The sequence below is a fragment of the Pedobacter sp. Leaf216 genome (assembly GCF_001421515.1).
Taxonomy (GTDB): domain Bacteria; phylum Bacteroidota; class Bacteroidia; order Sphingobacteriales; family Sphingobacteriaceae; genus Pedobacter.
In genome coordinates this window covers 58147-82094 of record NZ_LMKM01000011.1, presented here as the reverse complement: position 1 = coordinate 82094, position 23948 = coordinate 58147, and the positions used below count along the sequence as shown (strand labels likewise).

Genomic DNA, 23948 nt, shown 5'->3' with positions numbered 1-23948 from the left:
CCACAAAAGCAATTTTCTTATTGCCTTTGTGGTTTTTTATTATGGTACAAATAACTTGTAAATCAGATAGCAAACAAGTGTACCCACTGCTGCGATGATAAAGCCACTTAATCGTTTCTTTTTAATAAAACAGATTAAGATAATTCCTGAAATAGACACTAAAGTCATCAGCACTGCCGAAATATCAATAATCCACGACCAGGCCTTACCAGAATCTCTTCCTTTATGTAAATCATTTATTACAGCTACAGCTCCGAATCTTGTTGTTGTTAATTCATATTTACCGGTTTCGCGATCAATAAAAGAATCAGCCAGGTAACCCGGGCCATTAAAGGTTAAACTCAATTCTCTGTCATCCATCCTAAAATCACTCAAAGCACCCTTAACCTGGTGCTTATTCCTAAAAAACTCAACAATCTGAAGCTTATTAATTTTATTGGTATCTGGTTGGTTCACCCACTTCAAATCAACCGATCCAGAATCTTTGGTTACCACTTCTTTTCCAGAAGTAAACCAGTCTGCATGGTTAAGTGTTAAACCCGATACTGCAAAAAACAGCAGGATGGTAAAACTCACCATCGACAAATAAATATGAAGCCATCGTGATAGTCCGGCTAAACGTTTTTTACCTTTTCCTTTTCCGCTATCCTTTTTAACCGGCTTTTTCCCAAGGCCACTTGGTACGGCAATTGGATTACTTTTTTGGGATTTTTCTGTAGTCAAGGGATGCTGATGCTAATTCTGTATTTGGGGTTAATTCTATTTTTTGTGCTGAACCGGTAAATTTCATTTCTTTCGAAATTACCTGGTATGATCCATGTTCGCGGGCTACTTCGATGAAAACGGTATATGTTCCGGCTTTTACCAATTGGCCGCTATCATCTTTTCCATCCCATGAAAGGCTGTATTTGCCAGGACCACGGGTAGCCGAACTTGTAGAACTTAATTTGCCTTCTGCTCCTTTTTTAAATTCGTCGCCATTTGCACGGCTCCACGATTTTAAATCAGGCAACCAACGTGGTTTATTGTACCAGATTGCAAGATTACGTACTGGTGTTTTCGCAGCATCTTCAACCCAAACAGCAACAAATGGACGGCGAACACGCTTACCATCAGTTGATTCGATATTGGCAATCTCTAAATTTACGACCAATTCATATTTCGTATTCCATGGTTTTTCTGGTTTATTTGCCTTAGTTATGGCAATTGCAGGTTTATTTAAGGCCACTTCGTAATTTGCCCACTCGCTGCTTTTAAGCTCTTTTCCATCTTTGGTAACCAATAAATAGGCAATATCTTTCCTATTTGCGGTTAGTTTTTCGATTTCAGAAACCGAGAGCACATTGAATGAAGTTGCCAGCGCACCTGCTTCACTTGCATTAGCTGCAATCACAGTAGCACTGATAATGTTTGTAGCTGGATTTCCAGTACGCGGATCGACAATGTGCGAATACCACTTTCCATTTACACTAAAACCCCTGCGGTAATTTCCACTGGTAGCAACAGCCCTATTAGAAACTTTGATGGTTGTTAGCGCAGCATCATTCTCAGCGTCGGCCTTAGGGTTGGCAATTTCAATGGCTTCTGGCTGATTTCCTTTAATAACCATATCGCCACCAATGTTTACCACAACATTTTCGATGCCTGAGGTTTGCATTGCCTTTTCAGCAGCTTTATTAATGATGTAACTCTTTGCGAAAGAATTTAATGCCAAAGGCACATCATCCAACCTGGTAACGGTTTTGTTTATTTCATCGAGCACATAGTGTTGTTGTTTAACCTGATTAACCGCAACTTGAAGCGATTGCGCCGATGGCAAATGATTTTCGCTGGCTGCTTTTTTCCAAACGTTACCGATTACAGCAGCGGAAGCATCAAGTGCGCCATTGGTTAAACCTTTATAATTTTCGAACTGTTGCAATACTTCAAATAATTCGGAGGAAATTTTAGTTGTTTGTTTTCCGTTATTTATCCATTTATTAAACTCACTACTTGTTTTATAAGCACTTAAAATATTATCTAAACGATCGATCTCATTCAAAGCATTTTCTTCTGCAAGATCTGCATCGGACTGATTGTTTGCTTTAAATTTTAATTCTAATGATGTTCCCAATACATTTTCATAATTGGAAACGTATGTTCTTAAGGTTTTTTTCGGGTTAACAAATGCTGATGCAGTTATTACCACTAAAAAGGCTGCGACTAGATGTCTAAACTTCATATATTATGGATAATTTGGAGATTTTTAATGCAAAGAAAATAGTTTATTTGGAATAATTTTAAATAAGATGAAAATATATTTGAAATAATACAATCAGCTCGTTTTTATAGGGGTTAAATCAATTACTCTTATTAAATTTTTTTGACCATCGTATCGATCAAGGGTTTAATTACAATTCAGAATTTTTTTATCCACTTTTTCAAAATTTGATTATCTTTTTCCAGTCAGCGCCAATTTCTAAGCAGCTTTTACGTCCTATTTTTAAGGTTTAAGCTTTTTTTTCCTATTTTCGCTTATACGATGCTGAATATACAATCTAAACTTCCTGGTGTAAGCACTACCATTTTTTCGGTAATGAGCAAACTTGCGGCAGAACACAATGCCATTAATTTATCACAGGGATTTCCCGACTATGCCTGCGACCCAAAATTGATAAATTTGGTAAATGAGGCCATGAAAGATGGTTTTAATCAGTATGCGCCAATGCCGGGAGCCAACTTTTTGAAAGAAACCATTGCTGAGAAAGTTGAAAAACTTTACAATGTAAAATATAATCCTGAAACAGAAATAACCGTTACCGCTGGCGGTACACAAGCGATATTTACGGCATTGGCCTCAATTATCAGTGCTGGCGACGAGGTAATTATTTTCGAACCAGCTTACGATAGTTATGCACCCACGGTAAAACTTTTAGGCGGTTTGGTTAAAACTTATGAGCTTGCCCCACCAAATTATGGCATAGATTGGGACATGGTAAAAAAACTTTTTACCGCCAATACCAGGATGATTATTTTAAATACACCGCATAACCCTACAGGTAGTATTTTATCATCAGATGATATGAAATCGCTGATAAAACTTGTTACTGGCACCGATATTTTAATTTTAAGCGACGAAGTTTATGAGCATTTAATCTACGATGAACATAAACATCAAAGTGTGATGCTCTACCCTGAATTAAGACTCCGTAGCTTCATTATAGCTTCTTTTGGCAAGCTTTTGCATGCCACGGGTTGGAAACTGGGTTATTGTTTAGCGCCAGAGAAACTGATGAAAGAATTTAGGAAAGTACACCAATTTAATGTTTTCAGCGTTAATAGTCCCATGCAGCAGGCTATTGCCAATTACATTAAAGAACCTGAAAATTATAACGGAATCGCTGGTTTCTTTCAGCAAAAGCGCGACTATTTCAGAACACTTTTAGCAGATAGCAGATTTAAACTCCTGCCCTGCAACGGATCATATTTTCAATGCGTTAGTTACAGCGAGATCAGTGACGAAAAAGATACCGATTTCAGTATGAGCCTCATTAAAGAGTTTGGCGTAGCTACTATTCCGGTTTCTGCATTTTATCAAAGAGCTACCGACCATAAAATTATCAGGTTTTGCTTTGCCAAAGAAAATGCAACGCTTGCTTTGGCTGCAGAGAAATTAAAAAATGTTTAACCATCCCAAATAAATAAAAATGGAAGCACCTGTTTACACTCAAATAGAAAACCTGAAAGTAACTGTCTTTCAAGCTTATCTTTTTTGGGAAAACATAGAAAAAAACCTGTTAAACCTGGCCCTACGTTTATCGATGGGTGTTCGGGAGAAAACAGATATCATTATTTTGCCAGAGATGTTTAATACAGGTTTCAGTATGAATTCGGAAACGCTGGCAGAAGAAATGGGTGGAAAAACCATGCAATGGATGCAAAAAATGGCCCACCAATACAATTGTGTGGTTACCGGCAGCTTAATTATAAAAGAAAACAACCAATATTACAACAGATTAATCTGGATGGAACCAGATGGTAAAAACCAGCATTACGATAAACGCCATCTTTTTGGTATGGGCAATGAAGACGATCATTTTAGCCCAGGTAAAGAAAAATTGATTGTTGAACTTAAAGGATGGAAAATCAGGCTGGCCATTTGTTACGATCTCCGTTTCCCTGTATGGTTGCGCAATGTAGACCAGGAATATGATATCCTGCTTTTGGTTGCCAACTGGCCTGATAAACGTTCGGCACACTGGAAGGCGTTAATTCCGGCAAGGGCGATAGAAAACCAAAGTTATGTAATTGCCGTTAATCGCGTTGGTCATGACGGGAACCAGATTTACCACAGCGGATTATCCATGTGTTTAGATCCTTATGGCAATACCGTTTATTACAAACCAGAAGATGAAGATTTGTATACTTTTAGCATAAATTATGAGGAACTGGTAAAAATCAGACGACAATTCCCTTTTCTTAAAGATGCAGACAGGTTTACCATTGAGTAACTGATGATCAAAAAAATCAATCAAAAGCTTGAACAATACCAATGAGCAAATTCATAATTTGCCTTAAAAAACTCAGCAATCAGTTAAACGATTAACTAATTTCAACAATTTAACCAGTTAACCCCCATTCTAACAATTAACCAACTACATGTTTAACCGCCGTAAATTCATTAAAACATCTGCCCTATCTGCCGGATTACTGGCTATTGATAAAAGTAGTATTGCCGAAATAGTGCCTAAAAAAGATTCAAAGGAAAAAAACTATCCTATTGTAATTTCTACCTGGGATTTCGGAATTGCGGCAAATGCCGATGCCTGGAAAGTACTTTCATCTGGCGGACGAGCTTTAGATGCTGTTGAACAAGGTGTTTGGGTGCCTGAGGCTGATGAAAAAAATCAATCAGTTGGTTATGGCGGTTTGCCTGATCGCGATGGTAATGTAACACTTGATGCCTGTATTATGGACGAACTGGGCAATTGTGGTGCTGTTTTGGCATTAGAGCACATTAAACATCCAATTTCAGTAGCCCGCAAGGTTATGGAAAAAACACCACATGTAATGTTGGCTGGCGATGGAGCATTACAGTTTGCCTTGGAACAGGGTTTTAAAAAAGAAAACCTGCTTACGCCTGCCAGCGAAAAGGCATGGAAAGAGTGGTTAAAAACAGCGAAGTATGCTCCGGTAATGAATATCGAGAATAAACTTTACGAAAAAGCCGCTCCACAAAAATTGCCAGGTAACCAGTACAACCACGATACCATTGGCATGTTGGCAATTGATGCCAAAGGAAATATTTCTGGTGCATGTACCACCAGTGGCATGGCTTACAAACTTCATGGCCGTATTGGCGATAGTCCGATTATTGGAGCTGGTTTATATGTAGACAATGAGGTAGGTGGAGCAACTTCAACGGGTGTTGGCGAGGAAGTGGTGCGAAATGTTGGCTCATTCTTAGTAGTAGAATTAATGCGCCAGGGTTATACGCCAGAAGCAGCTTGTAAAGAGGCAGTTATGCGAATTATCAAAAAGAAACCAGAAACAGCCAAAAATATTCAGGTGGGCTTTTTGGCCATTAACAAAAAGGGCGAATATGGTGCCTATGCCATTCAACAAGGTTTCAGTTATGCGGTTTGCAATGCAGAGAAACAAGATCTTTTAATAAAAGGTAAAAGTTATTATTAAGTAACATCCCAAAAAATATAAAAAAAACGCTCGATGGGATTATTATCTAAAATTTTCGGTAAAAAAAATGTGGAGGAGCGTAAGGGTGAACCTGATCTGGTTTACATCCCCAACGAAGATGAACGCATGAAATGGGCAATAGAAAAAGCCAGGTTAACACTTTGGTATTTCGAAGAAAGCCTTGCCAATCCACAACCACACCATGCTTATTTCTCGGTTAAGGTTCATATTATCGATGGCAAAAACAGTGAACATATTTGGTTAACAGAGCCGCATTTTGATGATGAAGGCAATCTTTTCGGTACAGTTGGTAATGAACCTGTAGATGTAAAAACTGTTCGTTTGAATCAAAAAATTGGAATTAACCGCAATTTGATCTCAGACTGGATGAGTATAGAAAATGGCCGTTTAATAGGGGGATATACCATTAGAGCGATACGAGACGGCGTTCCGGAAAAAGATAAAGCAGCTTTTGACAATAGCATAGGCTTATACATTGACGAAGGCATAGATCATTTTAAAGCAAATCTCGATACACCTGAAGGTGCTATTCTGGCAATTGAACAGGCTTACATCAATCAAGATTTAAATGCAGCATTAGCTTGTAAAGATTTTTATGAGGAAGCTAAATCACTGCTTTCGGTAATGAATATGGAAATCGACCATAACATTATTAATGAAACTGCTGAAGTGCTCGAATTATCTTTCATAAACAGCATCGAAGAACATGGTTTTCCAGATTTCTCTACCGTACAAAATGCTTTTCCTGAACGTAAAAAAATCGACGATACCCACTACCTGATTACTGAGGTTTGCTGGTATCCTGACGGAGGAAAATCGGTACAACTGCTTAATACTTACAAATCGCCAAAGGGATGGGTGGTTTTAGGTCCGGCAGGACCACAGGAATAATCTTAATCAATTAAACAGAAATATGAAGAGTGAAAAGGTAATTGGTTGCTTGGAGGTATGTGCAAATTCTTACCGTTCGGCATTGGCTGCCCAAAACGGTGGTGCCAAAAGGGTTGAGTTTTGCGATAACCTTGCCGAAGGTGGTACCACACCAAGTTATGCTCAGATTGCTTTGGCTAAGAAGAATTTATCAATCGAAGTGTGGCCGATTATCCGCCCGAGGGGTGGCGATTTTTTATATGACGACATAGAGTTTGAGTTAATGAAAGAGGATATAAAAATCTGTAAGTCATTAAAATGCGATGGCGTGGTTATAGGAATACTTAAAGAAAACGGTTCGATTGATATAGAGAGATGTACAGAACTTATTGAACTTGCGAAACCGATGGAAGTTGCTTTCCACCGTGCATTTGATATGAGTAATGATATGGATCAGGCTCTGGAAGATTTAATTTCACTTAAAATTAAGCGGGTGCTCACTTCAGGAGGCGCTCCTTCTGCCATACTTGGTGCCGAAAAGCTTGCTCAACTCGTAAAACAAGCAGATGGCCGCATCATCATTATGCCCGGTGCAGGCATAAACGAAAACAACATTAAAAACTTAATGGAACTAACGGGTGCAACGCAGTTTCATGCTTCGGCGAAAGAATTTGTAGCCAGCAAAATGAAGTTCCGGAACACCGAAACCAAAATGGGTAGCATTGAAGATGAATACCAATACGAGCTCACTTCAGAAAAAAAAGTTAAGGCTTTGGTTGATTGTATAAATGAGTTGTTAGCTAAATAATAGAAATAGGAAGTTGTATTAAGCATTTAAGAGATATTTGATAAGATCTTCGACTAAGCTCAGACTGACAATTTTATTATTATGTAAATAGTCCTCGTTTGTGACGAGGATTTATGAAATTCACATTTTTAATGCGTGAATAATCAGAATTAATGGCGATAAAATCGCCTTTCACAGTCATCCTCGTTACAAACGAGGACGATGAATCAAAAGGTGAATAGTACTTATTTATAACAAGGATTTCTGAAATTCGCATTTTTAATGCGTGAATAATCAGAATTAATGGCGATAAAATCGCCTTTCTCGATCATCCTCGTTACAAACGAGGACGATGAATTAAGCGGTAAATAGCCCTCGTTTTTAACAARGATTTMTGAAATTCGCATTTTTAATGCGTAATTATAAGCACTAATGGCGATAAAATCGCCTTTCTCGATCATCCTCGTTACAAACGAGGACGATGAATCAAAAGGTAAATAGTCCTCGTTTTTAACGAGGATTCAAGAGATTCGCATTTTTAATGCGTTAATTATGGCGATAAAATCGCCCTTCTCTGTCATCCTTGTTACAAAAGAACACGATGAATTAAGCGGTCTTCGACTATGCTCAAGCTGACAATATGTTTATATATTTGACACACAAAGACTAAAATGAAATTACTTTTTAAAATTTACAACTTTCTTGTGCTTTTAGCCGTTTTGCTTTTAATTATTTCATTTTTCATTCCTTTAGTCAATCTGGATATTAATCTACATGATACTTATTATGTAATTACAAACATCAATTGTATAAGATATTTAGCTATTTTCTTATTTATCGTAGCTTTATTGTATAAACTATTGAGCCACTATTTAGCCTGGAACACATTAAGCTGGATCCATATTATACTATCAATTTCGCTATATTTTGCTGCATCATTTATGAGTTACCGGTTGAGTAAGTTATTTGCTTTGGCAGAATTAACAGATGAAAATTCGATTGATTATTTCCAGCATTACAACACACAAATTATGGTAGCAATTTCTGGCTTTATACTTGTTCAATTTTTACATATTATTAACTTAATTGCTGGTTTAACCAAACGAAAGCATTCTTTAGCCAAGCATATTTAAGGTTTATCCTTAAGAAATAGCACGTAAAACTATACAACGATAAATTTTCTCGCTTTTCTTATCAAAATACTACCTAATCGCCACTTCCGGGCACATAATGCAAGCCAGGTGTGAGGTAATGCAATAGGATAACCCTCGAATAACGATAATTAATTGGGGAGAGCAATAAAACACCGGCCAATATGAAACCTACATAATACCAGAGGTTTTCATAAACCAAATCAAGACCTAAAACATAGGATGCAACACCGATGGTGATAATTTCAGCAACATTCATGGCGTAACTTACAAACATTGCCACATAGAAAAACCCAGGTTCGCGCTCGAATTTTAAATTGCAATGTGGGCAGTGTACATTTGTTTTCTGTAATTTAAAAGCATAGGCACTTCCGCTAAAGATATTTCCCTTACGGCAGCGTGGACATTTACATTGTATAAAAGCTTGAAATTTCGATAATACCGCCATAATCTCTCAACAAATTATGTAATTGAGTAGTTTGATTAATCTGTTAATTTCTGAATTCGTTATTTGTTTTAATCTTCAAACTATAAGGCTTATGACTGCGAACGAACAAAAACTATCCAAGTGTTTCTTTCAACAAACGTGTATAAAATTCTTTTAATGTAATGCCCATTGCAGCTACTTGTTGAGGAATAAAACTGGTAGCAGTTTGGCCTGGAATGGTATTGATCTCAATAAAATAAAACTTGCCAGTTTCGTGTTCCAGGAAATAATCAACCCTTACCACACCTCTGCAATTCAACTTTTTATAAACGGCTGTAACTACCTGTTGCACGCGAACCAGTTCTTCATCGCTCATCCTCCCCGGAGTAATTTCTTCAGTAGATCCTGGTGTATATTTGGCTTCGAAATCAAAAAATTCATTCTGAGGGATTACTTCCGTTGTAGGTAAAACCGTGATATTACCTTCGGCACCAAAAACGCCGATTGAAAACTCTCTCCCGCTAACAAATTCTTCGATCAAAATCTGGTCATCTTCCTGAAACGCTTTATCAATCGCACCCTCAAGATCATCAGCATGTTTCACTTTGCTCATGCCGATGCTGCTGCCACCACTGTTTGGTTTTACAAAATAGGGTAATTTTAAATCTTGTTTAATCTTATCCAGACTGTAGTTTCCACCTTTAAATATCTGAACTGATTTTGCTGTATACAAGTGGTCAATTCCTTCTACAATGGCTTTTGTGTACCCTTTATTCATTGTAATTGATGAAGTTAAGGCATCGCAAGTGGTGTAAGGAATGCCCAGCATATCGAAATACCCCTGGAGTTTACCATCTTCGCCCGGCGAACCGTGAATGGCAATAAACACCCCGTCGAACTTTATCTTTCTTCCTTCAAGTGTTATGGAAAAATCATTTTTATCTACATCAATTTTAACAGAATCGGCAGGCTCATAAAACCATCCCTTATCGTTAAGCATAATTTTATATACATCGTATAAATTTGGATCGATATTTTGGGCAATTGTAGCTGCACTTTTTACCGAAACAACCCATTCGCCTGTGGTACCGCCTGTTAACAACGCAATCGTTTTCTTCATGTCAGAAATCCTTAATTAAATTGAATTTGAATGTAAATATATCCTCAAAAATATAAATATCTTTGTGCTTTAATAATATCGAAGGATAGAAATATTAAATGATTGAATGAGAGAATTAGTTATTGATTGAGTGGTGAATCGGATTCAGTAAGTCATTCGATAATTAAAATAGTTACATTTGAGCTTGTACGCATAACCCAAATTAAGATTCATGTCTAAATTTATAGATTATTTAAAAACCAAATCGTTTAGAAACAATATTTTAGCTGCTATATTAACTGTTGTTGCCCTGCTGCTGATCGCTTTTTTTAGCCTAAGATATTATACAAAACATGGCGAAGGCTTAAATGTGCCAATGGTGAAAGGCTTATCTTTTGAGCAGGCGGTAAAAAAACTGGAAGATGCCGGATTGAAATATGAAGTAGATTCTGTTTTCATCATGGATCAGCCAGCGGGGATTGTAATTGATCAAGATCCTGACCCAAATACTTTTGTTAAAGATAACCGGACGATTTATTTAACCATTAATGCAGGCAAAACACCTAATACCAAATTCCCTGATGTTGCGTTTAAAACCTTGCGTGAGGCACAGGCCATAATTGAAAGTTCAAGATTAAAACTTGGCGATACCACTTATAAACCTGATGTAAGCCGTGATGTAGTTTTAGAAGCCTCTTTTGGCGGTCAGCCGATTACAGCCGGGCAGATTGTACCTGTAGGTTCGAGAATCAATCTGGTATTGGGAGACGGACGTGGCAATGAGGAAGTGGACATTCCACAATTAATGGGATTAACCATGGATGAGGCTAAATTTAGTTTAAGGGGTTCAAATTTAAGTTTGGGCACCATTATTTACGATGGACCAATTACCGACAGTGCTGCAGCCATTATTACCAAGCAGGATCCTATGTTGGTTGATTCGGTAACAAAAGTAGCTATCGGCACAAAAATCAACATTACATTATCTAACAAACAACAATAAAATACGCACATTATACAGATGACTGAAGTAGAAAAAAAGAACATGAGTACTGGCAAAAAAGCGGCAATTATTGTTGCCCTTGTTGTGATCTTAATTGCCGGTTACTTTGCATTAAACCTTTACAGGCTATATTTTGCCCCTAATGTTACCGAAAACCAAAAATACCTATACATTAAAACCGGAAGCAGCTACGACGATTTAGTTGCTGAAATGAAAAAGAAAGACCTGGTTAAAAGTATTTCTTCTTTTACTGCCGCAGCCGGAAAAATGAACCTGGCTACAAATGTTAAACCAGGGCGTTACCGCCTGAAGAAAGGGATGACGAACCGTACCCTAATCAATTTAATTAAAGCGGGTAACCAGGATCCTGTTAAATTGAAATTTCACAACATCCGCAAGAAAGAAAATTTTGCAGCTTACTTAGCCAGTAACCTGGAGGCTGATTCTTTGAGTTTTATTCATGTTTTGGATTCGACTGCATTAATCAGCAAGTATGGCTTTAACCAGGATAATGTTTACGCCATGTTTATCCCCAATACTTACGAAATGTACTGGAATATTTCGCCAGTTGATTTCTTTGAGCGTATGCATAAAGAATACGATAAATTTTGGACGGCAGACCGTAAGCAAAAGGCAGCAAGTTTAAACCTCACTCCTGCTCAGGTATATACTCTGGCTTCTATCGTTGATGCTGAAGCACTTTACGATAAAGAAATGCCAATTATAGCTGGCCTGTATTTGAACCGTTTAAATAAGGGAATATTATTGCAGGCCGACCCGACAGTTATTTTTGCCAATAATGATTTTACTGTTAAAAGGGTAACCGGCAGATTATTGCAGGTACAATCGCTTTACAATACGTATAAATATGCCGGCTTGCCTCCGGGCCCGATTATGATGCCGAGTATTAATGCCATTGATGCCGTGCTTAACCGCGACCAGAACAATTACATTTACATGTGTGCGAAAGAAGATTTTTCGGGCTACCATAACTTTGCGGCTGATAAAGCTCAGCACGAAATTAATGCAAGGAAATACCGTGAGGCTTTAAATAAAAAAAATATATTTAAATAATGTATAGCCACAGCACAAAAATCAGGGTTCGTTATGGCGAAACCGATCAGATGGGTTATATGTATTATGGTAATTATGCCCAATATTACGAAGTTGGCCGTGTAGAAATGTTGCGCAGTTTGGGCATGAGTTACAGCGCAATGGAAGCCGATGGCATTATGATGCCTGTTTTAGAATTGAAATGCAAATACATTAAACCTGCACTTTACGATCAGGAGATTACCGTAAAAACAATTATTAAAACTTTACCGGGTATCAGAATTTTCTTTGATTATGAGTTGTATAATGAGAAAGAAGAATTGATAAATATCGGGGCTACCACACTTGTATTTGTGGATATGCATAAAAACAAGCCCACAAACCCGCCACAGAACTTTATGGAGAAGTTATCGGTATTTTTTAAGTAACAAAAAATGGAATGGTTACACAGGCAATTATTACATGTTAAGCTCTATTCGAGGTTTATCGAATGGACCAAAGGCTGTATATTGCCCGGTTTTAGTCCACTCCCATTGTATACAGTGGCCACATTTTTCTTTCGCGAAATCGGAAAAGATTCACTGGTAAATAAATCTTCTTCTCTGGCTTATAGTTTTATGCTGGCCATTTTTCCGGGTATTATTTTCCTGTTTACATTAATTCCCTTTATCCCGATTAAGGGTTTCCAGGATCAGCTTTTAAACTTAATACAACTGGTATTGCCACACAATGCCTTTGATGCTTTTGAAGCCACTTTAAAAGACATTATCAAAAACCAGAACAGGGGGTTATTATCTTTTGGTTTCCTTTCGGCGATATTTTTTGCTACCAATGGCGTTAAAAACCTGATGAAAGCTTTTAATAAATCATCGCTGATTATTGAAACCAGGGGCTGGTTAAAACAGCGTTTAATAGCCTTGGTACTTACCACAATTATTTGCTTTTCAATTATTATCTGCATCAGTGCAATGGCCCTTGGCGAGGTACTATTAAATAAAATTACCAACGAATTGCATATTAAAGATAGCTTTTTAGTTTACGCTGTTCAATTTACACGATGGGCTTTATTGGCTACCCTCTACTTTATTACCATTTCTATTTTATACCGATACGGGCCTTCACATACCAAAAAATGGCGATTGTTTAGTGCTGGATCGTGGCTTGCCACAATCCTGGCCTTCATTACCATTTGGGGCTTTTCCTTCTACATCAATCACTTTGCTTCATATAACAAAGTTTACGGCTCTATTGGTACATTAATCGTTGTGATGATCTGGTTATATTTAAATTCGTTGATTTTATTAATCGGTTTCGAATTAAATGCCAGCGTTGATGTAAGCAAACGGAGCGTTAAGATTATCCGCCCTACGTTTAATCTTTTCAAAAAATCTGAGCCAATAGAAGAAAACATACATAAAAAATAATTTTTTCTCCCTCTGTGTTAAGGAATTATCAAGTTTAAATAAAAAAAAAGCATTCGGAGTTTGCAGTTTTAAGCTGAGTTTGTACTTTTGCAGCGGAGAGCTGGCAGAGTGGTCGAATGCGGCAGTCTTGAAAACTGTTGACTGTAACAGGTCCGGGGGTTCGAATCCCTCGCTCTCCGCCAAATTAGTTTTAAAATGCTTCGAAAGCCCGCAAATCGTATGATAGCGGGCTTTTTGCTTTTCCGGGATACCATTTCATTCACTCAATCAGATAGTTGAAGTGAGAGATGCGGTGAGTTCCAAAGGGAAATTCATAACACTCACCGAATACGACTTAAACCTTTAATTATCAAGCTGTTTAGCGATTAAACATCTTGATTTGATTTGCCTGCAAAGTTAGATTTGTTAACCATTAAGATGAGTACTATGAAAACTAATTTTAGCTTGCTCTTTTATTTAAAGAGGCAAAAAAACTATCAATCTGGACCTGTAGCTATCTACATGCGGATTACTGTCAACGGAAAACGGGTGGAAATTACTTCCGGAAGATCATGCGAACCCAGTCAATGGAATACTGTAAATGGCCGGAGCAGTGGAAAGAAAGAAGATTCGAAATCTCTCAATGCCTATCTGGATGATCTTCAATTTAAGATCCATGAGGCCCATCGTCAATTAACACTTCATAATGAAGAAGTCACAGCAATCTCTATCAGAGATAGATTTCTTGGAAAACAAGGAAACCATCATACTATAATAGGCGTATTCAAGGAACATAACAGAAAGTTGGAGATCCTCATCGGGTCAGAATATACGAAGGGGACCGCTGAGCGATATCGCACATCATTAAAGCACCACCTTATCCGTATTGTAATTCACCCCGGAAAAACTGGCGGAAGAAGAAAGTATCTTAACAATCATATATCAGGCTATTTGTTTACAAAGTTCAATTGCCACAAAGATGCAAAGCCATTTTGCTAACAGCATAACCGGCTAATTAGAAGGCCGGCTATAAAGACTCAATGTTAATTGCATAACAGAGTAACCGGATTACAGGCTACCAGGTAACATGGCCACATAAACAGCTAGATAATTAATGAGCAATGGGACCAGCTAAAAAAGTAACAGAGAGACCAATGAGCTGTATAGCCAGTTACTTGAGTACCTACATCACTTAAACAAAAACGATAAAAACGAAATTCAAAAGAACAGTTGACCACAAATTTTCAGTTATAAAAAATCTGCCCCCTACTTACCAGCCAACCTGATCATCCTGCGCAGTAGTACCTCCAACCGTTTTTGTAGGTCCTGATAATTTAACAGCAGGATATTGAAACGCTCAGCAACAACAACTGAAAGGATACCCTGCCCATTTAGCGCATTCCCATACCTGGCCAGTTGATTAATATTATTTCCCACCCTCCCCATTTCGGTCCCCAAAAGATCAAGCGAACCGATCAATTGCTCCGCATTTATAATAACGCGGTCTGAGCCTGTCAGTATCCTGCTTCTGATCAGATCAGCTTTGGAGATACCCAATGTTTTTTCCAGCTTTAAAATGAGCTCAAACTCATCGCTTGTAAAACGCACATCAATCTTTTTATCACGCTTTCCGCGAACCATGGGTGGCCTCCCCAATAAACGTTTATCCATCACTTTCTAAATAACTTAAAAAAAGAAAACGAGCCGCGAGTTTTCTAAGCCCTGATGATTGACTTAAGCGCAGCGCAAGGCGAGTCTTCAGGGCAAGGGGCTTTTTGGTCAAGAGAAATTCCCGCAGGGATTTTCGTCGGACAAAAAGACATCTTGCGTGTATAAAAAGCAGAAGCCACCCAAGGATTTCTAATTGGTCCTTATAAATAACGGATAAGATTTTTGGCCTTGAACACCGCCTCTATTTCCAGCCACTCTATCCGCCAGGATGCCGAATGGTCCTTATCCTTACGGGCCGTGACAAGCCCCAGAGCAATCCAATATTCCACATTCCTTCGTCCATATAACCGCAAAGCTTCCGACTTTTTAAGATAGGGCCTCACTTTACCTATCCTGGAAAGCGCTACACGTGCCCTCCATCCCTGCCGCTTCTGCAAGCAACTTTTCCAGGGTAAAGATGCTGATCTGTATTTCCATAAAAAAACCCACAAAAAAAGGGGCCACATGGGCCCTTAATTACCTAAACTAAACACAAAACTCAAAGTCTTCGGTGGATCGGAACTACTCGCGTCGATCTGTACGGACCGGGCCCTCGCCTGCCCCTGCGCTTTCATCTTATTGATACGATCTCAACTTCGCAGGATTTTCCGCTCCTCGCGGAATAATGCTTCATTCCATTATGTCAAAGAACAGATGCCAAAAAGCATCCTACCGTTCTGCCACAGGCAGATAACTGATCCGGTTACTGGTTAAAGCAACTGCTTCAATTGATTTTCTGCAGATGGTTTTCTTCGCTGAGACTCCATCAACACAATCAATGGTTGAAATGAGCTTTTCGCTGATCCACCTATCCACATTTGTTCTCCCATAAAGTGCATAAGCCCGGGATAAGGAAATGTATTGATCCAACAGCCCTCCATCCCGGAAACATTTTTCCGATCCGGCCTTTACAGCAGATTGAAAGATGAAGGATAACTGTTTTGTAGAAATCATAGTAGCTAAGAAACCTGTTATATTGGTTCCTTGGTTCAAACGTATCTATCAATCAAAAAAAATGAAATTTTTGAGCTGAATTGGGCTGAATGGGGCTCTGGATGAACTGATTGTGGACTGAAGAGTCAATAGATGACCGGGGATCCGGAAATATCCGTCAAGAGCAAACTACATTTTATATTACTTTAACATTTAAGTAATCGAGTAGCTGTAGATTACGCCCTGACAGTTGACTACCGGTCCCAGCAGAGATACTCAGCGAAAAAATAGATAACCGCATAGAAAAGATGTGGCAAGAGCGGAAATGAAAAGTGTATGGAAACAAGGTGAAAAATTGGCAATCAGAACTTCTATCACCTTGTCAAAGCAAAAATACTGTTCATCAAGTAATCATATCTTTAAGAATAAGAATTAAGCCAATGAAGTTTATCTTAAGTTGCAGCCTCCTGTCAATCATGCTTCTGATGGGTTGTAAACGTACAACAGTAAAACCCGATCCCGATATACCTGATCTTCCAGGTTATTCAGAAAAAGGTCTGAACAACGGCGGGATACTTATTGACGGATACACATGGCTGCTCGAAAAACGCGGCTTGTACAGTAGACCATTACAACTTTTGAGCTATCCAAAAGGAGATTCAATCGTAATATGCCTGAACGGTGCCTATAAAAATCCATCTTTAAAATATCAAAATCCGACTACACTTTTTTTAGTAATCAAAAACGTCAGTATCCAAAATGAAAATGACCTCAGCAAACTCAATCAAAAGCGCTTTGTTCTGGATGGCATGGATAATTATGGAGGGTACTCAGGATACTACGGAACGGATAAGATTGGTAAGGCAACCGGACAGATCACCTTCGGGCGGGTCACCCAAAACAATGTATCTGTTGGAACAGGTGAGCCTGGTAATGAGATCAGGCATTTTTACGTCATGTCGGGAAGGATCAATATGAAATTGTCTTCCCCGCTAGTCACTGCTTTAACAGATGGCCGATTCGACGTAAGCATTATTGAGAAAAGTGACACGTTTGCAATCTACCAGTATTGATTAAGGGGCAATAACTGACCCTAAGCTCCTGTAGATTTAGAAGAAAGCCCCTCTTGAACACTGAGGTGGGGTTTGACCTTGCCACTAAAAAAGCTTTCAAGCACTCAGTGCAATGCAACGATACCAACACAATTCCTCATTAATAAAATTTGTGCTAGTGGTAATAAGCCTAGAGATACATACCATGTCATCCCTACTCGAAAAAAATTTCAAAATGCTGATTATTATGGTTGATGATTTCAGAAACAATCCAGTAACGTTCTTCTTTATCAATTTTTACCATCCCCGTCGTCGTTTTCAATACTGGATTGAATCTGTTGACGCATAGAATGAAGGAATCATTGTTAACTCCCCCTCAATTCTGACGGTTTTATCATCAAATTAAACGTCAATATAACTCCTTATACCTGTTATCTTTATCATTTTATGTATGATTCTCCCTTAGTGTATATTTCTGTGAAAGTAATCACCTGTTCTGGACCAACTGGCCGTACAGACCTTTCGATCAGCCATTCTTATCAGGGTGCAGCCGGGTTTTCCATCAGATGCACGCAAGGTTTCCGGCCGGATTTACTGGCCATTCATTCTACCAGACGCTAGCATAAAGCCCAAGGTCAAGCAGATCTCAATGATAATGCGGTTATTATTAACGAACTGAATAATTCTTCAGCACAATTGGTGATATTAATATACAATCCAAGTTAAAGTGATGACTTTAGGTCAATATGGGTTCGGTATCCCGTCATCATCGCGGCGGCGAGGAGCTAAGATCCTGACAGCGTTTTCTGTACTCAGTTGGTTTCAAACCAGTTTTCTCTTTAAAAATTTTAGAAAAATAAAAACTAGATTGAAAATTAAGTTCAATAGAAATTTCCTTCACAGGCATAATACTGTTTCCTAACAAATCTCTGGCTTTATCTATTTTAAGCTGCAAATAATATTGTCCTGGAGAGAGGCCAGTATAGTTTTTAAACAGTTTGCGGAACCAAGAATATCCTACATTCAGTTCATCTGCAGCTTGCTCTGGAGAATAAGCATTGTTAATATTTGACCTGAACAATAACCTTGATTTATTGATAATGTTCTCTTCCTCTTTTGTTCCCGTTGCATTTTGCCTGGTTATGGCATGACAAGTACCTAATAAATGCAATACAGCTCCAGAAACTAAAGGCTGATAACCAGGTTTCTCTGCCTTGGTATTTTCGATAATGCAGTTGTAAATCCCAAAAACACTTTCATTGAAACCAATGTTAATACATGGGTTATTTAATGTTAGATAACCGCTATCCAATAGGTTATCAATAATATCACCTTTTAGACCTACCCAATATTCATCCCAACCGGTGTTATTATCCGGCTTATATCGGTGCTTCTCATTTGGGAAAAGAATGATAATTGTTCCTGCCTTTACTATGGTTTGATTACAACTTTCTGATTCAAATATCCCTTGCCCATTGGTGATGTATATAATTTGATATTCTTGAAGTATCCTCCAACTATTCCAGTTGAAGTTATGGTGGGCAGGGTGGTTCTTAAAAGGATAATCAGAGGTCGCCTTGATATTGGTACAACCGGCGTTTAAAACTGTAAGCCCCCAATTTTCATCCTCTTGGCTCACAGGAAGATACTTGAAAAAATTTACCATAAGCAGTTAACAAAACATTTCACTTTCGAAGGTTGATTATGAGCGAGCATAAGAATTTGGTGAGAATAGATAAAGCTAATAATCCAGATTGGTTCTGCTGTAAAAATATCAAAAGATGCATTCAAATTATCAAATTATTGATTTTTTGTATTCAAAATTTTATTTCTTTCAGATTACCATTGGCACACTTATCACACTGAAAACAAATCGATTAGAGCAAATCAAAATTTATATTTCTTTTATCAAAACGTCTATTTATCTCTGGGCAGCATTCAAATACTTTTGATTAACCGAATATAATTAGCTAACCAAATACCCTAAACGAAAAGCGTTTTAAAAAAAAACCTTTCTCGTGGGTTAAAATTTTTTCCCAAACAGAACCAAATATTAAACTTATGATTTATGAAAAGTAGAACTTTACTTAAAAGGGCGACGAAAATTCTCGCAACTTTGGCCGTGGTGCTCTCCTTCTGTTTGCCTTCAAACGCGCAAACATCAGTCATCATTACTGGCAAAGTTATTGACTCCCTCACCTCCGAACCAATGATTGGTGTATCCGTGGTCGTTGCAGGCAGTTCGACCGGTACACAAACAGATATGAATGGTAGGTTCAGCATAACCGCCAGCAAAGGCTCGATATTATTGATTCGCTACATTGGATACAACGATCGGCGAATCACAATTGGCGAGGATAATAACCTCAACATCAAAATCTCCCCTGCTTCCCAAGGCTTAAAAGAAGTAGTGGTTTTGGCTTATGGGTCACAGCGTAAGGCTGATATTACAGCAGCCGTTTCGCAGGTCGATTTATCCAAATCAGAAGGTGTACCCGCATCCAACGTAGGCAGGCTTTTACAAGGACAAGCGCCCGGTGTGGTGGCAAAACAAACTTCTGGTCAACCAGGACAGGAGTTACAGGTTGAAATCCGCGGCAACAGCTCTCTGGGCGCAACCAGTGATCCACTTTATGTTGTTGATGGATTTCCACTGGGTACAGGCGTAGGAAACAATTTAAACTCAGCGGACATTGAAAGCATTACCATTCTAAAGGATGCTGCTTCTACTTCGGTTTACGGCTCCAGAGGAGCAAATGGTGTGGTACTTATCACTACAAAAAGTGGCAAAAGAGAAGGTTTTAAATTGTCGCTTACCACAAATAACGGTATTGCGAACATTCCTGATTCTAGGCGTGTTAAGGTATTAAATGGTCCAGAATTTGCTCAATTTCAAAAAGATGTATTTTCTGATAAAATCAGGTATTTCCAAAACAGAGAGCCACTTTTATCGGAAATACCTGCCGATTTCAGAAATCCAGAACAAATAACCACTTCAACAGATTGGTATAAGGAGATCTTGAATCAAAATGCTGCTTTTCAAGATTATAATTTATCGTTAACCAATGGATCAGAAAAATCGAGTTCGTATATTTCTGTTGGCTATTTAGATCAGGATGGTTCGTTGGTCAACACTGGTTTCAGCAGGGTAACTGCCCGTGCCAATTTAGATGGCCGTCCGAATAAATTTTTGAACTTCGGTTTACATCTTGCTGGAGCATATTCCTGGGCTAAGAACAGTGATGCCATTGCTGGTGGTTTTGGCAACAACATTGTAGTTCAAGCTTTGGCAATGGACCCAAGAGTGCCCGTTTATAATGCTGATGGATCCTACAACAATTATATTGGTGGCCATGACAATATTTTTGGTTTTCCGAACCCTGTGCAACGTCTAAACGAGGAGCAGCATCGCCAATACAAAAGCAATGTAACGGCAAATGCTTATTTAGAAGTAAAGCCAATTAAAAACGTTTCTTTTCGTACAAATATTAATGGTGTTTTTGATAACATGAGAAATCATGATTTTAGTCCATCAACTATTGCAGGCTTTAATTCTCCACCTCCACGCCAGGCAAGTGGCGGCGAGTACTTCGCCAATAATCTAAATTATGGAATGGATAATCTACTAACCTATTCACCAAAATTTAAAGATCATAATTTAGATATAACTATTGGTCACATTTTTCAAAAAAACACTGTTAACACTGCTAATGCAACTGGCTCATTGTATCCGGATAATTTAGTTGAATATGTTTCTGCAGCGAGTCAACGTGATGGTAGCTCGGGTATGGCCGCTTTTAGTATTCAAAGTATTTTATCAAGATTAAACTATTCATACAAGGGAAAATACCTGTTAACGGCAGCATTTAACAGGGAGGCGAGTTCACGCTTTGGTAAAGACAATCGTTGGGGCAACTTCCCGTCGGCTTCGGTTGGATGGAGAGTTTCTCAGGAGAGCTTCTTCCCAAAAATGGACTGGCTTCAAGATTTAAAGCTAAGGGGAAGTTATGGTATTACAGGTAACAACAATATTGGTAACTACACCTCTCAGGCAAACATCAACTCTAGTAATTACGTATTGGGAAATACCGTTGTTCCAGGCGCAACAGTTGGATCATTTCCAAACGCAAATTTGGGTTGGGAACAATCCAGACAGCTAGATATTGGTGTGGACATCAGCATGTTCAAAGGTAAATTAACCTTTATGGCAGAGTATTACCGCAAGCTCACCACCGATATGCTTTTAAATGTTGAGGTTCCGGCAGTTGCAGGTTTTGGAAACATCATCACCAACATAGGTAAACTTCAAAATAAAGGTTTTGAGTTTGCAACCACATACCGTGATAAGTTCGGTGATTTCACATTAAATACGGGCTTCAATATTTCTTTTAACAGAAACAAAGTGCTTGAAATTGATGGCGATAGGGATGCATTGCTGACCGGCGCCTTCTATGACGGCTATAACATCAGTAAAATCGGACAACCGCTTGGTTTATTTTACGGTTTTCAGGTGTTAGGGATTTATCAGAATCAGGCACAAATCAATTCCACGCCACATAATGCAAACCATATTCCTGGGACCTATCAATATTTGGATGGAAATGGTGATGGGGTGATTTCTTATGATACGCAAGACATGGTGGTGATTGGAAATCCAAATCCGAAATTTACCTGGGGGTGGAATTTCAATGTTGGCTACAAACGCTTCGATTTAAGTGTATTGACAAATGGTTCTTATGGCGGGCAGATTTATCGTGCCGTAGAAATGAATTTAGCTAATATCGATGGGGTATTCAATGTTCTATCTGACGTGAAAGATCGCTGGAGGTCAGAAGGTAACCCCGGTTCCGGGAAATGGCCTGGCTCTAACACGTATTATTTCACCAGAGAATCCAACTCAAAATATGTGTACAGTGGCAATTACATGTGGATCAAAAACATCACCCTGGGTTATACCATACCGCGAATCAAAAATACTTTTGATGCCAAAGTTTTCTTCAGCGTAGATAATGCATTCCTAATCACCAAATATCCTGGAAACAATCCTGAAGTTAACTCTGCAAGAGCAAATAATGGCAATGATGTAATCAGTCCGGGCCGTGATGGAGAATCGTATCCCGTACCAAGAACCATTTCTATTGGCACCAGAATTAATTTCTAATTTCTAAATGTAAAAAGATGAAAAATCTACATAAGTTATCAATCATATTATTCGTTTTGGTCTGGGGAACATCCTGCAAAAAGTCGTTCCTAGATTTATCCGACCCGACGCGAAAAACAGCCGATAGGTTTTACCAGACAGAAGATCAAATTAAACAGGCCGTAAGCGGCGCTTATAGTTCTCTTCAAGATCATGTGAACAGTCAGTATGTATTCGCCGAAATGTCTTCTGACAATACGACTGTACAATTAAACCCATCAGATCGAGGCCAAACAGACAGGGCTGAAGCTTTCGAATTTTGGAACGTGACCGCTACTAACGTAAACATTGCAGACTTATATTCCCAATCGTACAATGCTTTGTATAATATCAATTATGCCCTTGCAGAAATGGATAATATAACGGCGATTAGTGCTGCAAAAAAAGCACAATACAAAGGGGAGTTACAATTTATCAGGGCTTATTATTATTTCAATTTAGTGCGATACTTTGGTCCTGTTGTATTAATCACCAAACCTTTAGCCAGCTCATCAGAAGCTTTCGATACCAAACGTAGTCCTGAGGCGGATGTTTATGCGCAAATCGTTTCCGATTTAACCAGTGCTTCTACAAGTCTACCAGCTAAAAACGAATACGCGGCAGCAGATGTAGGTCGTGCTGCCAAAGGGGCTGCTTTGGGGTTATTGGGAAAGGTTTATCTTACAATGAAAGATTTTCCGAAAGCAGAAAGTACGCTACGCCAGATTTTAAATCTGGGCTATGCGCTTGTACCCAATTACAGTGACGTATTCGCAACCACCAATAAAAACAACGTCGAATCGCTTTTCGAAGTACAGTTTCAAGGCGGCAATAACCTGGGCGAATGGAGTAGTTTTATCTACACTTTTGCGCCCAGAAATTCTGCGGGAGCAGTAACGGGTTTTCCCACAAGTCGCCCTGGAGGATGGAACATTCCGACCAGGAACATGATTGCGGAGTTTGAAGCCAACGATCTACGAAAAAATGTAGCTTTGAAAGAGGGGTACACAAATTCTGCAGGTGTTTTTGTGGCCATTCCTTTCGTAAACAAATACAATCACCCACATACTATAGAAGGCAGAACTGACGACAATTGGCCGGTATTAAGATATTCAGATGTTCTTTTAATGCTATCAGAGGCTATTAACGAGCAAAGTGGACCTCAATCGGCCTATCAATTTATCAACATGGTAAGAGCAAGAGCTGGCTTAACCGCTTTAAGTGGTTTGACGCAGGAAAGCTTCCGTATGGCGATCAGACATGAGCGCCGTGTTGAACTTGCTTTCGAAAACGACCGGTGGTTTGATTTAAAACGGGCGTTTACCAGTTCCCAAATGGCCAATGTCTTAAATGCGCATGGTTCCTTAGAAAAAGCAGCACCAACAGTTGATCGGGGTGGTGTACCCTTTACAGGAAATGATTATCGCTTTGATACTTTCGAAGCACTTTATCCTATTCCAGACAGACAATTATTCTTGGATAAAAACCTTACTCAAAATCCGGGATATTAATTTGGGTTAAAGCATCTTGATTAGCAGGTGCTTTTCCTTTTTACTGAATTGTAATAAACTGCAAATCAATACGATA

General features: G+C 38.7%; 22 protein-coding genes and 1 tRNA gene. 16 read left to right on the top strand and 7 right to left on the bottom strand.

Features of this window, described 5'->3' with window-relative positions; genetic code table 11:
* Nucleotides 1-39: 39 nt before the first annotated feature.
* Both ASE74_RS09615 and ASE74_RS09610 read right to left on the bottom strand, forming a co-directional pair.
* The gene (locus tag ASE74_RS09615; RefSeq protein WP_082458725.1) at nucleotides 40-723 is read right to left on the bottom strand and encodes a PepSY-associated TM helix domain-containing protein; all 684 of its coding nucleotides are present in this window, start codon (nucleotides 721-723) and stop codon (nucleotides 40-42) included.
* A complete protein-coding gene (locus ASE74_RS09610) occupies nucleotides 695-2221 on the bottom strand; it encodes a DUF2271 domain-containing protein (RefSeq protein ID WP_055907783.1) in 1527 nt (508 codons plus the stop codon). The genes ASE74_RS09615 and ASE74_RS09610 overlap by 29 nt, the downstream gene beginning before the upstream one ends.
* A 300-nt stretch (nucleotides 2222-2521) precedes the next feature.
* Here ASE74_RS09610 and ASE74_RS09605 point away from each other — a divergent pair, with 300 nt between their 5' ends.
* The 6 genes from ASE74_RS09605 (at nucleotide 2522) to ASE74_RS09575 (ending at nucleotide 8484) form a co-directional block, all read left to right on the top strand.
* Entirely contained in the window at nucleotides 2522-3667 is a 1146-nt protein-coding gene (locus ASE74_RS09605; RefSeq protein WP_055907780.1) for a methionine aminotransferase, read from the top strand.
* Between the two features lie 19 nt (nucleotides 3668-3686).
* Nucleotides 3687-4490 carry a nitrilase family protein gene (locus ASE74_RS09600; RefSeq protein WP_200912290.1) on the top strand — a complete coding sequence of 268 codons (804 nt, stop codon included), beginning with the start codon at nucleotides 3687-3689 and terminating at the stop codon, nucleotides 4488-4490.
* A gap of 148 nt (nucleotides 4491-4638) precedes the next feature.
* A complete protein-coding gene (locus ASE74_RS09595) occupies nucleotides 4639-5673 on the top strand; it encodes a N(4)-(beta-N-acetylglucosaminyl)-L-asparaginase (protein WP_055907777.1) in 1035 nt (344 codons plus the stop codon).
* Nucleotides 5674-5706: 33 nt separating this feature from the next.
* Nucleotides 5707-6585 (top strand): YegJ family protein, encoded by an 879-nt coding sequence (locus ASE74_RS09590; protein ID WP_055907773.1) that lies wholly within the window; start codon nucleotides 5707-5709, stop codon nucleotides 6583-6585.
* A 22-nt stretch (nucleotides 6586-6607) separates the two neighbouring features.
* Nucleotides 6608-7372, top strand: a complete 765-nt coding sequence (locus tag ASE74_RS09585; protein WP_055907770.1) for a copper homeostasis protein CutC — start codon at nucleotides 6608-6610, stop codon at nucleotides 7370-7372.
* A 650-nt stretch (nucleotides 7373-8022) separates the two neighbouring features.
* Nucleotides 8023-8484: a hypothetical protein gene (locus tag ASE74_RS09575; protein WP_055907765.1), complete on the top strand. Its 462-nt coding sequence runs from the start codon at nucleotides 8023-8025 to the stop codon at nucleotides 8482-8484.
* A gap of 73 nt (nucleotides 8485-8557) precedes the next feature.
* On the opposite strand, the gene ASE74_RS09570 is transcribed toward ASE74_RS09575, so the two are convergent.
* Nucleotides 8558-8950, bottom strand: coding sequence for a DUF983 domain-containing protein (locus tag ASE74_RS09570; protein ID WP_055907763.1), 393 nt, complete (start codon nucleotides 8948-8950; stop codon nucleotides 8558-8560).
* A gap of 112 nt (nucleotides 8951-9062) precedes the next feature.
* The gene (locus tag ASE74_RS09565) at nucleotides 9063-10049 is read right to left on the bottom strand and encodes a D-alanine--D-alanine ligase (RefSeq protein WP_055907760.1); all 987 of its coding nucleotides are present in this window, start codon (nucleotides 10047-10049) and stop codon (nucleotides 9063-9065) included.
* A 211-nt stretch (nucleotides 10050-10260) separates the two neighbouring features.
* Between ASE74_RS09565 and ASE74_RS09560 the strand changes: the two genes are divergently transcribed.
* From ASE74_RS09560 to ASE74_RS09535, 6 genes are all read left to right on the top strand, one after another.
* Complete coding sequence (locus ASE74_RS09560) at nucleotides 10261-11031, top strand: PASTA domain-containing protein (protein WP_055907757.1); 771 nt, start codon at nucleotides 10261-10263, stop codon at nucleotides 11029-11031.
* 18 nt (nucleotides 11032-11049) lie between these two features.
* On the top strand, nucleotides 11050-12105 hold the full coding sequence (mltG, locus tag ASE74_RS09555; protein WP_055907754.1) for an endolytic transglycosylase MltG: 1056 nt from the start codon (nucleotides 11050-11052) through the stop codon (nucleotides 12103-12105).
* The gene (locus ASE74_RS09550) at nucleotides 12105-12512 is read left to right on the top strand and encodes a thioesterase family protein (protein ID WP_055907751.1); all 408 of its coding nucleotides are present in this window, start codon (nucleotides 12105-12107) and stop codon (nucleotides 12510-12512) included. Before mltG ends, ASE74_RS09550 begins: the two co-directional genes overlap by 1 nt.
* 6 nt (nucleotides 12513-12518) lie before the next feature.
* Nucleotides 12519-13508, top strand: coding sequence for a YihY/virulence factor BrkB family protein (locus ASE74_RS09545; RefSeq protein ID WP_055907748.1), 990 nt, complete (start codon nucleotides 12519-12521; stop codon nucleotides 13506-13508).
* Between the two features lie 94 nt (nucleotides 13509-13602).
* Nucleotides 13603-13690: transfer RNA gene (locus ASE74_RS09540), tRNA-Ser, on the top strand.
* A 244-nt stretch (nucleotides 13691-13934) separates the two neighbouring features.
* On the top strand, nucleotides 13935-14486 hold the full coding sequence (locus ASE74_RS09535; RefSeq protein ID WP_162235804.1) for an Arm DNA-binding domain-containing protein: 552 nt from the start codon (nucleotides 13935-13937) through the stop codon (nucleotides 14484-14486).
* Between the two features lie 267 nt (nucleotides 14487-14753).
* On the opposite strand, the gene mobC is transcribed toward ASE74_RS09535, so the two are convergent.
* Together mobC and ASE74_RS09520 are read right to left on the bottom strand one after the other, a co-directional pair.
* Nucleotides 14754-15158 carry a plasmid mobilization relaxosome protein MobC gene (mobC, locus tag ASE74_RS09530; RefSeq protein ID WP_055907742.1) on the bottom strand — a complete coding sequence of 135 codons (405 nt, stop codon included), beginning with the start codon at nucleotides 15156-15158 and terminating at the stop codon, nucleotides 14754-14756.
* Nucleotides 15159-15866: 708 nt separating this feature from the next.
* Nucleotides 15867-16151 (bottom strand): hypothetical protein, encoded by a 285-nt coding sequence (locus ASE74_RS09520; RefSeq protein WP_055907738.1) that lies wholly within the window; start codon nucleotides 16149-16151, stop codon nucleotides 15867-15869.
* 419 nt (nucleotides 16152-16570) lie between these two features.
* Between ASE74_RS09520 and ASE74_RS09515 the strand changes: the two genes are divergently transcribed.
* Both ASE74_RS09515 and ASE74_RS25110 read left to right on the top strand, forming a co-directional pair.
* Nucleotides 16571-17203 carry a hypothetical protein gene (locus ASE74_RS09515; RefSeq protein WP_157255394.1) on the top strand — a complete coding sequence of 211 codons (633 nt, stop codon included), beginning with the start codon at nucleotides 16571-16573 and terminating at the stop codon, nucleotides 17201-17203.
* A 426-nt stretch (nucleotides 17204-17629) separates the two neighbouring features.
* The gene (locus ASE74_RS25110) at nucleotides 17630-17803 is read left to right on the top strand and encodes a hypothetical protein (protein ID WP_235526047.1); all 174 of its coding nucleotides are present in this window, start codon (nucleotides 17630-17632) and stop codon (nucleotides 17801-17803) included.
* Nucleotides 17804-17948: 145 nt separating this feature from the next.
* Here the strand turns inward: ASE74_RS25110 and ASE74_RS09510 are convergent, their stop codons facing one another.
* Nucleotides 17949-18848, bottom strand: a complete 900-nt coding sequence (locus ASE74_RS09510; protein WP_055907733.1) for an AraC family transcriptional regulator — start codon at nucleotides 18846-18848, stop codon at nucleotides 17949-17951.
* A 402-nt stretch (nucleotides 18849-19250) separates the two neighbouring features.
* On the opposite strand from ASE74_RS09510, the gene ASE74_RS09505 reads away from it, so the two are divergent.
* Nucleotides 19251-22343 carry a TonB-dependent receptor gene (locus ASE74_RS09505; protein WP_055907730.1) on the top strand — a complete coding sequence of 1031 codons (3093 nt, stop codon included), beginning with the start codon at nucleotides 19251-19253 and terminating at the stop codon, nucleotides 22341-22343.
* Nucleotides 22344-22360: 17 nt separating this feature from the next.
* Nucleotides 22361-23872: a RagB/SusD family nutrient uptake outer membrane protein gene (locus ASE74_RS09500; protein WP_055907727.1), complete on the top strand. Its 1512-nt coding sequence runs from the start codon at nucleotides 22361-22363 to the stop codon at nucleotides 23870-23872.
* The last annotated feature ends 76 nt before the right edge of the window (nucleotides 23873-23948 follow it).